The organism is Halomonas saccharevitans, from assembly GCF_900116405.1.
GTDB lineage: Bacteria > Pseudomonadota > Gammaproteobacteria > Pseudomonadales > Halomonadaceae > Halomonas > Halomonas saccharevitans.
The window spans coordinates 133,843-141,216 of the sequence record NZ_FPAQ01000004.1 but is presented as its reverse complement, the minus strand read 5'-3'; the positions used below and the strand labels follow the sequence as shown (position 1 = coordinate 141,216).

6 protein-coding genes are annotated in these 7,374 nt (G+C 66.9%); all 6 read right to left on the bottom strand.

All coding sequences use genetic code 11. From position 1 onward, the window contains the following. Positions 1–53: 53 nt before the first annotated feature. Positions 54–263, bottom strand: a complete 210-nt coding sequence (locus BM388_RS03555) for a hypothetical protein (protein ID WP_089847289.1) — start codon at positions 261–263, stop codon at positions 54–56. A gap of 162 nt (positions 264–425) precedes the next feature. Next, positions 426–1,616 (bottom strand): 2-methylaconitate cis-trans isomerase PrpF, encoded by a 1,191-nt coding sequence (gene prpF / locus BM388_RS03550; RefSeq protein WP_089847285.1) that lies wholly within the window; start codon positions 1,614–1,616, stop codon positions 426–428. A 91-nt stretch (positions 1,617–1,707) separates the two neighbouring features. After that, positions 1,708–4,335, bottom strand: a complete 2,628-nt coding sequence (acnD, locus tag BM388_RS03545; RefSeq protein ID WP_089847283.1) for a Fe/S-dependent 2-methylisocitrate dehydratase AcnD — start codon at positions 4,333–4,335, stop codon at positions 1,708–1,710. 72 nt (positions 4,336–4,407) lie between these two features. After that, on the bottom strand, positions 4,408–5,535 hold the full coding sequence (gene prpC / locus BM388_RS03540) for a bifunctional 2-methylcitrate synthase/citrate synthase (protein ID WP_089847281.1): 1,128 nt from the start codon (positions 5,533–5,535) through the stop codon (positions 4,408–4,410). Positions 5,536–5,594: 59 nt separating this feature from the next. Further along, complete coding sequence (prpB, locus tag BM388_RS03535; RefSeq protein ID WP_089847279.1) at positions 5,595–6,485, bottom strand: methylisocitrate lyase; 891 nt, start codon at positions 6,483–6,485, stop codon at positions 5,595–5,597. 30 nt (positions 6,486–6,515) lie between these two features. After that, positions 6,516–7,232 carry a GntR family transcriptional regulator gene (locus BM388_RS03530; protein WP_089847277.1) on the bottom strand — a complete coding sequence of 239 codons (717 nt, stop codon included), beginning with the start codon at positions 7,230–7,232 and terminating at the stop codon, positions 6,516–6,518. Between the last annotated feature and the right edge of the window lie 142 nt (positions 7,233–7,374).

The window sequence follows — 7,374 nt, the reverse complement described above, 5'->3', positions numbered from 1 at the left end:
CATGTCGACCGGCTCGCGGCACAGGTAGACCCTCAGTCCCGTGTCTGGCCGAATCATCGGGCCACCTCCACGGCGACGAAGCGCTGCGGGCGATGACGAGGTGGTACTGGTACCTCCTGCACCACCAGGCGCTGCTCCCACGCCAGCAGTGACGCCAGCTCCAGTCCCTGCTCCGCTGCGTTCTCACTCAACGGCAATTGCCGAGAGGAAGCATGGAACAGATGGCCCAGCCAGAAGGCCTGTGTCGGGGTCAGGTCGGTCATGGTGTCCTCCTTGGGATCGGGTGACACCAGTCTGATGGACACTATTCAGTTGCAGAAGATGGGGTTTGTGGAGCGCTTACGGTGTTTCTCTTTACCACTCTTCACTATAGGAAATGCCCCGCGTCACGGACACGGGGCGCGTATGCATAGGGCGCTGGCGACTCAGAGGCTGTCGCCGGGCACCCGCACCCAGCCTTCCATCAGCACTCGGGCGCTGCGGCTCATCACCGCCTCGTCGATCACCCAGCGCTCGTCGACCAGGCTCGCCTCCGCACCCACTCGCAGGGTACCGGAGGGGTGGCCGAAGGTGACGGCGTTACGCTTGCCGCCGCCCGCCGCCAAGTTGACCAGGGTGCCTTCGATGGCCGCCGCCGAGGCGATGGCGACCGCGGCGGTGCCCATCATGGCGTGGTGCAGCTTGCCCATGGAGAGCGCCCGCACCCGTAGGTCGATCGCCTCGGCCTCGACCGCCTTACCGCTGGAGGCCGTGTAGCTCGCCGGCGGCGCCACGAAGGCCACCTTGGGGGTGTGCTGGCGGTTAGCGGCTTCGCCGAGTTCCTTGATCAGCCCCATGCGCAGGGCGGCGTGGGCGCGGATGGTCTCGAAGCGCTCAAGCGCTTGGGGATCGCCGTTGATCGCCTCCTGCAGCTCGCTGCCGGAGTAGCCGAGATCGTCGGCGTTGACGAACACGGTGGGAATGCCGGCATTGATCATGGTCGCCTTGAGGATGCCCCCCTCCACCACCTCGGCCGGCACCTCCAGATCATCGACCAGCCGGCCGGTGGGGAAGATCGCCCCCTCGCCGTCCGCGGGATCCTTGAAGGCCACCGGCACCTCGGCGGCCGGGAAGGTCACGCCGTCGAGCTCGAAGTCGCCGGTCTCCTGCACCTGCCCGTCGGTGATCGGCACCCGCGAGACGATGGTCTTGCCGATGTTGGCCTGCCATATGCGCACCTCGACCTCGCCGTTCTCGGGAATACGCGCGGGGTCCACCAGGCCGTTGCTGATGGCGAAGGGCCCCACCGCGGCGGAGAGGTTGCCGCAGTTGCCGCTCCAGTCGACGAAGGCCTTGTCGATGGAGACCTGGCCGAAGAGGTAGTCGACATCGTGATCGGGGCTCTCGCTCTTCGAGAGGATCACGGTCTTGCTGGTGCTGGAGGTCGCCCCACCCATGCCGTCGATCTGCTTCTGATAGGGGTCGGGGCTGCCGATCACCCGCATCAGCAGACGGTCGCGGGCCTCGCCGGGGACCCGAGCGGCCTCCGGCAGGTCGTCGAGGCGGAAGAAGACGCCCTTGCTGGTGCCGCCGCGCATGTAGGTGGCGGGCACCCGGATCTGTGGATGGTGTGCCATGGAATTTGCGTCCTTCTCGAGAAAGATCGACCCGGGGCCGTGGCGGCGCCGGGTCGATGGGTGGATCAGTGGGTGATGGTCATCGCCCGGTTCAACCGACCGCCTCGACCTCGGACTCCAGGAAGTCCTGGGCGAAGCGCTGCAGTACGCCGCCGGCGGAGTAGACGGTCACCTCCTCGGCGGTATCTAGGCGGCAGATCACCGGCACCCGGTCGACCTCGCCGGTCTGGCGGTGGATCACCAGCTCGAGGGTGGCGCGCGGCGCCGGCGCGCCCTCGACGTCGTAGGTCTCGGTGCCGTCGAGCTGCAGCGTATGGCGGGTGGTGCCCTCCTCGAACTGCAGGGGCATCACGCCCATGCCGATCAGGTTGGTGCGGTGGATGCGCTCGAAGCCCTCGGCGACGATCGCCTCCACGCCCGCCAGCGCCACGCCCTTGGCGGCCCAGTCGCGGGACGAACCCTGGCCGTAGTCGGCCCCGGCGATGACGATCAGCGGCTGGTCGCGCTCCATGTAGGTCTCGATGGCCTCCCACATCCGGGTCACCTCGCCTTCCGGCTCGATGCGCGCCAGCGAACCCTGGCGCACCTCGCCGTTCTCGTCCCGCACCATCTCGTTGAAGAGCTTGGGGTTGGCCAGGGTCGCCCGCAGGGCGGTGAGGTGATCGCCCCGGTGGGTGGCGTAGGAATTGAAGTCCTCCTCCGGCAGGCCCATCTTGTGCAGGTACTCGCCGGCCGCGCTGTCCATCATGATGGCATTGGAGGGCGACAGGTGGTCGGTGGTGATGTTGTCTGGCAGGATCGCCAGCGGCCGCATCCCCTTGAGGGCGCGCACCGCCGCCATGTTGCCTTCCCAGTAGGGCGGACGGCGGATGTAGGTGCTCTGCGCTCGCCAGTCGTAGAGCGGGCTCTCGGCCTTCTCGGCGGCGTCCAGGTCGAACATCGGGATGTAGACCTGCTTGAACTGCTCCGGCTTGACGAACTCGGCGACGATGGCGTCGATCTCCTCGTCGGAGGGCCAGAGGTCCTTCAGGGTGACCGGGTTGCCTTGCTGGTCGGTGCCCAGCACGTCCTGCTCGATGTCGAAGCGCACGGACCCGGCGATGGCGTAGGCCACCACCAGCGGCGGCGAGGCCAGGAAGGCCTGCTTGGCGTGGGGGTGGATGCGGCCGTCGAAATTGCGGTTACCGGAGAGCACCGCCGTGGAGTAGAGATCGCGGTCGATGATCTCCTGCTGGATCTCGGGGTCCAGGGCGCCGGACATGCCGTTACAGGTGGTGCAGGCGTAGGCGACGATGCCGAAGCCGAGCTTCTCGAGCTCCGGCAGCAGGCCGGCCTCCTCCAGGTAGAGGCGCGCGACCTTCGAGCCCGGCGCGAAGGAGGACTTCACCCAGGGCTTGCGCGAAAGGCCCAGATCGTTGGCCTTCTTGGCCAGCAGGCCGGCGGCCACGACGTTGCGCGGATTGGAGGTGTTGGTGCAGCTGGTGATGGCGGCGATGATCACCGCGCCATCGGGCATCTTGCCCGCCTTCTCTTCCTCCTGGGCCTGGTCGCTGTCCATGTAAGAGCTCACGGCGATCCCGCGCTCGGCGAGGGCACTGGTGGGCAGGCGACGGTGCGGGTTGGAGGGCCCGGCCAGGTTGCGCTCCACGGTGGAGAGATCGAAGGTCAGCACCCGCTCGTACTGCGCCTCGCTCAGGCTGTCGGCCCACAGGCCGGTCTGCTTGGCGTAGGTCTCGACCAGTTCGACCTGCTCCGGCTCGCGACCGGTGATCTTGAGATAGTCCAGGGTCTGGTCGTCGATGTAGAACATCGCCGCGGAGGCCCCGTACTCCGGCGTCATGTTGGAAATGGTGGCGCGGTCGCCGATGGTCAGGCTCTTGGCCCCCTCGCCGAAGAACTCCAGGTAGGCGCCAACCACCCGCTCCTGGCGCAGGAACTCGGTGATGGCCAGGACGATATCGGTGGCGGTGATGCCGGGCTGACGCTTGCCGGTCAGCTCCACGCCGACGATGTCCGGCAGGCGCATCATGGAGGGGCGCCCCAGCATAACGGTCTCGGCCTCGAGGCCGCCCACGCCCAGCGCGATGACGCCCAGACAGTCGATGTGCGGGGTATGGCTGTCGGTGCCCACGCAGGTATCGGGAAAGGCGACGCCCTCGCGAGCCTGGATCACCGGCGACATCTTCTCGAGGTTGATCTGGTGCATGATGCCGTTGCCGGCGGGGATCACGTCGACGTTCTCGAAGGCCGTCTTGGTCCACTCGATGAAGTGGAAGCGATCCTCGTTGCGGCGATCCTCGATGGCGCGGTTCTTGTCGAAGGCGTCCTGCTCGAAGCCGGCATGCTCGACGGCCAGGGAGTGGTCGACGATCAGCTGGGTCGGCACCACCGGGTTGACCTTGGCCGGATCACCGCCACGCTCGGCGATGGCGTCGCGCAGGCCGGCGAGGTCGACCAGCGCCGTCTGGCCGAGGATGTCGTGACACACCACGCGGGCCGGGTACCAGGGGAAGTCCAGGTCGCGCCGACGCTCGATCAGCTGGGTGAGCGCATCGGTCAGAAGCTCCGGCTCGCAGCGGCGCACCAGCTGCTCGGCCAGCACCCGCGAGGTGTAGGGAAGGGTATCGTAGGCACCGGGCTTTATGTCGTCGACGGCCGCACGGGTGTCGAAATAGTCCAGCTCGGTACCGGGAAGAGGCTTGCGGTAGTCGGTATTCATGGCGTCCGCCGGAAAGTCGTCGAGAATGGAAGGGGCAAGGGGCGACCGACTAGGGTCGCCCCGGGGGCTGGATCAGTCGCGCTCCTCGATGGGCACCCATTCGCTCTTCTCAGGGCCGACGTAGTCGGCGCTCGGGCGGATGATGCGGTTGTTGGCGCGCTGCTCGAAGACATGGGCACACCAGCCGGTGACGCGCGAGCAGACGAAGATCGGCGTGAACAGCTTGGTCGGGATGTCCATGAAGTGGTAGGCGCTGGCGTGGAAGAAGTCGGCGTTGCAGAACAGCTTCTTCTCGCGCCACATGACCGCCTCGACGCGCTCGGAGACCGGGTAGAGCACGCTGTCGCCCACGTCCTCGGCCAGCTTCTGGGACCAGTGCTTGATGATGGCGTTGCGCGGGTCGGACTCGCGGTAGATGGCATGGCCGAAGCCCATGATCTTGTCCTTACGCTCGAGCATGCCCATGATCTCGCGCTCGGCCTCTTCCGGCGACTGCCAGTCCTCGATCATCGCCATGGCCGCCTCGTTGGCGCCACCGTGCAGCGGGCCGCGCAGCGAGCCGATGGCGCCGGTCACGCAGGAGTGCATGTCGGAGAGCGTCGAGGCGCAGACGCGGGCGGTGAAGGTCGAGGCGTTGAACTCGTGCTCGGCGTAGAGGATCAGCGAGACGTTCATCACCCGGGCGTGCAGCTCGGAAGCCGGTTCATCGCGCAGCAGGTGCAGGAAGTGCCCGCCCACCGAGGCGTCGTCGGTCTCGGTCTCGATGCGCACGCCGTCATGGGAGAAGCGGTACCAGTAGCAGATGATCGACGGCAGCGCGGCTAGCAGGCGGTCGGAGACGTCCTGCTGCTCGTCGAAGCTCTGCTCGGTCTCGAGGTTGCCGAGCATCGAGGCGCCGGTGCGCATCACGTCCATGGGGTGGGCATCGGCCGGGATCTGCTCGAGCACCGTCTTCAGCGCCTGGGGCAGATCACGCAGGCCCTTGAGCTTGGTGATGTAGGCATCGAGCTCGGCCTGGTTGGGCAGCTTGCCCTTGAGCAGCAGGTAGGCCACTTCCTCGAACTTCGCCTTCTCGGCCAGCTCCTTGATGTCGAAGCCGCGATAGGTCAGGCCGGAACCGGTCTGGCCGACGGTGCACAGGGCCGTGGTGCCGGCGCTCTGGCCGCGCAGGCCGGCGCCACTGATGGGTTTATCTGCCATGTCGTGTCTCCTCGTGAGTCGTTTATTGTCGGTATCGTGGCGTGTCAGGCGTCGCTGCCCTACTCCGCGTTACTGTTCTCTGCAAACAAGGCGTCGAGCTTCTGCTCGAAGTCGTGATAGTTGAGGAAGTCGTAGAGCTCGTCGCGGGTCTGCATCAGCTCCACCACATCGCGCTGGTGGCCGGTGTCGTGGATGCTCTGGTAGACCTTGAGGGCCGCGGCGTTCATGGCGCGGAAGGCCGACAGCGGGTAGAGCACCATGCGACAGCCCACCTCACCGAGCTCCTGCTGGGAGAACAGCGGCGTGGCGCCAAATTCGGTGATGTTGGCGAGAATCGGCGCATCGACGCGCTCGCAGAAGGCCTTGTAGTCATCCAGGGTGTGCACCGCCTCGGCGAAGATGGCGTCGGCGCCCGCCTCGATGCAGGCGTTGGCCCGCTCGATGGCCGCGTCCAGGCCGTCCTTCTGGAAGGCATCGGTGCGCGCGATCAGGGTGAAGTCCGGATCGAGGCGCGCGTCCGCGGCGGCCTTCACGCGGTCAACCATCTCCTGCTGGGAGACTATCGCCTTGTTGGGACGGTGGCCGCAGCGCTTCTGCGCCACCTGGTCCTCGAGGTGCACGGCGGCGACGCCGGCACGCTGCATCTCCTTGACGGTGCGGGCGATGTTGAAGGCACCTCCCCAGCCGGTGTCGATGTCCACCAGCAGCGGCAGGTCGGTGGCGCCGCAGATGCGATGGGCGTCCTCGACCACGTCGTTCATGGTGGTCATGCCGAGATCAGGCAGCCCAAAGGAGGCGTTGGCCACCCCGCCACCGGAGAGGTAGATCGCCTGGTGGCCCACGCGCTGGGCCATCATGGCGGTATAGGCATTGATGGTGCCGACGATGGGCAACGGACGGTTGGCCTCAAGGGCGGCACGGAAGCGAGCGCCGGGCGTCATTTGAGTCATGGAGGGTCTCCGGTTAGTGGGTCGAGCGCCTCAGGAGGAGGTCTCGCTATCCTGCGGTTCGAGGGTGGCCGCATAGCGCTCGACGACGTTGGCTCGCGAGGCGCTGACGTGGCGGCGCATCAGCAGCTCCGCCAGTTCGGCGTCGCCCGCCTCGATGGCGTCGACGATGCGGTGGTGTTCGACGAAGGCACGCTGCGGGCGCGTGCCGCTGGCACTGAACTGGGTACGATAGAGCCGCACCAGGTAGTAGAGGTCGTCGCAGAGCAGGCCCATCAGCATCCTGTTGTGGCTGCCGAGCACGATCTGGTAGTGGAAGTCCAGATCGCCCTCGCGCTGATAGTAGGCCTCGCCGCGGCGCAGGTCGGCCTGGCGCTCGTGCACGGAGAGCACCTCGCGCAGCCCGGCGATCTCCTCGGGGGTCATGTGCTCGGCGGCCAGCCGTGCGGCCATGCTCTCCAGGGCCTCGCGCAGGTCGAACAGCTCGAGCAGCTCCTTCATGGAGAGCTGGACCACCCGGGCGCCCACGTGGGGCACCCGCTGGATCAGCCGGTGCGACTCCAGGCGACGCATCGCCTCGCGCAGCGGCCCGCGCGAGATGCCGTAGGCGCGCGAGAGGCCCGGCTCGGTGATCTTGCTGCCAGGCGCCAGCTCGCCCCGGACGATGGCGTCCTGCAGCTGGTTGAAGACCCGCTCCGCCAGGGTGCGAACTTCGGGGGTAGTGGCCTGTTCCGTTGCGGCTAAGGTCATGGCGATTGTCGACAATTAAATGATGGAAGAACTTTAGCCACTGCCTTACCGGCGGTCAACCGGCCATGCGGCAGAAAACCTTCACCTTTGGTTGTAGACAACCCGACCGATGGCGACGCGCGTGTCGACCATGCTCGATCGC

Coding starts and splice junctions, on each gene's coding strand:
- acnD (WP_089847283.1), bottom strand. CDS start 4,335: ATGAATACCGACTACCGCAAGCCTCTTCCCGGTACCGAGCTGGACTAT.
- prpB (WP_089847279.1), bottom strand. CDS start 6,485: ATGACTCAAATGACGCCCGGCGCTCGCTTCCGTGCCGCCCTTGAGGCC.
- BM388_RS03555 (WP_089847289.1), bottom strand. CDS start 263: ATGACCGACCTGACCCCGACACAGGCCTTCTGGCTGGGCCATCTGTTC.
- BM388_RS03530 (WP_089847277.1), bottom strand. CDS start 7,232: ATGACCTTAGCCGCAACGGAACAGGCCACTACCCCCGAAGTTCGCACC.
- prpF (WP_089847285.1), bottom strand. CDS start 1,616: ATGGCACACCATCCACAGATCCGGGTGCCCGCCACCTACATGCGCGGC.
- prpC (WP_089847281.1), bottom strand. CDS start 5,535: ATGGCAGATAAACCCATCAGTGGCGCCGGCCTGCGCGGCCAGAGCGCC.